Raw genomic sequence first — 1,599 nt, 5'->3', positions numbered from 1 at the left:
CGCGGCTGAGCGCTTGCCGGGATTGTGCCCGCGCTTCCGTAACCGACAGTTCGCAGGCTGGTCCGTCAGGTCCAGCGGGCCATCATCGCCGCCGCGCCCGCACCAAATGATCAGCTCGTACGCGGGCACTTACTGACGAGCAAAACGCGCTGCATCAGGTGTGGTCTCAATGGGTTAGCGCAACACTGGATATGTCCTGGTGGAACGGGGATGTGATGCGCAATGGCCTCGACGAGACCACTGTCGGAGAAGCGAATTCCGCTGACCGAGCCCGAGATCGAAGAGGTGTGGCGGCGATGGCGATCCGGGCAGGCGATCAAGGTTCTTGCTCGGGAAATGCGCCGGCATCCCTCGACGGTGCGTGAACTGCTCAAACGTTGCGGCGGTGTTCGTCCCGCCCCGCGACATCGCAACGGGCTTCACCTGAGTTTGGCTGAGCGCGAGGAGATCTCACGCGGCTTGGCTGCGGGTGATTCGCTGCGCAGTATCGCCCGCGGCCTAGGCCGCTCACCGTCGACGATCTCACGCGAGGTCGCAGGTCGCGGTGGCCGCTTCGCCTATCGGGCCTTGCCCGCAGACCGAGCCGCATGGGCGCGGGCCGTGCGACCGAAGCCCACGAAACTGTCACGCAATCCACGGTTGGCCGCGGTGGTCGCCGAGAAACTCAGCCAGCGGTGGTCGCCGCAGCAGATCGCGGGCTGGCTGGCTCGAAATCCGTCCTCCAGCATGGGTTATGTGTCGCACGAAACGATCTACCGCACCTTGTTCATCCAGGCCCGCGGCGAGCTGCGCCACGAACTGACCCGATATCTGCGCACCCACCGCGCCATGCGCAGACCCAAAGTCGTGCGCCAGCCCGACGGTCGCGGCCAACGCCGCGGCGTGCTGACCATCGCCGAACGCCCCGCAGAAGCCGCCGACCGAGCAGTCCCGGGGCATTGGGAAGGCGATCTGCTGTTCGGGCGCGGCATGTCCCCGGTCGCCACTCTCGTCGAACGCTCGACCCGGTTTCTGCTGCTGGTGGCCCTTCCCGAGGGCAAACGCGCCGACCTGGTCGCCGACGCGCTCGCCGCCCGCATCCGCACCCTGCCCGACGCCTTGCGCCGCACTCTGACCTGGGACCAGGGCTACGAAATGGCCGAACACGCCGCCTTAACCGTCGCCACCGGCGTCCCAGTCTACTTCTGCGACCCGAAAAGTCCCTGGCAGCGCGGCAGCAACGAGAACACCAACGGCCTTGTCCGCCAATACCTTCCCCGCCACCTCGACCTGCGCACCTACAGCCAAGCCGACCTCGATGCCATCGCCGACGAACTCAACGGCCGCCCTCGACAAACACTCGGATTCCGCACACCATCAGAAGCACTCGAAGAAGTGTTGCGATGACCGCCTGAGCCCGCAGGTATGAGCGCGCACTCTTGCTCGCTACATCCAGCTTTGAAGCGGCCCGCGCTGGAAACCTCTGCGGCGAGTGAGCCGTGCCCACATCGGGTTGAGTCGTCGGCGGGGCGGTCCAGCTAGCGGTAGCAGTAGGAATCGGAGGAGGCGTCACCGCCCTGGAGGCGCACCTGGTGCACCCGCAGACCTCGAAAGTCCTCG

Annotated in this window: 1 protein-coding gene; it reads left to right on the top strand. The window is 66.2% G+C overall.

Annotated elements, in window-relative coordinates; translation table 11 throughout:
• The first annotated feature begins 222 nt into the window (after positions 1-222).
• Positions 223-1,386, top strand: a complete 1,164-nt coding sequence (locus ACIRS4_RS36570) for an IS30 family transposase (RefSeq protein ID WP_404204329.1) — start codon at positions 223-225, stop codon at positions 1,384-1,386.
• Positions 1,387-1,599 lie beyond the last annotated feature (213 nt).

The organism is Streptomyces sp. NPDC101166 (assembly GCF_044768125.1).
Classification (GTDB): domain Bacteria; phylum Actinomycetota; class Actinomycetes; order Streptomycetales; family Streptomycetaceae; genus Streptomyces.
Note: the sequence above shows the minus strand (reverse complement) of the source record. Positions and strands in the feature narration are given on the sequence as shown.

What these genes read in the sequence shown, in the direction of transcription:
- ACIRS4_RS36570 (WP_404204329.1), top strand. Translation starts at nt 223, where the DNA reads ATGGCCTCGACGAGACCACTGTCGGAGAAGCGAATTCCGCTGACCGAG.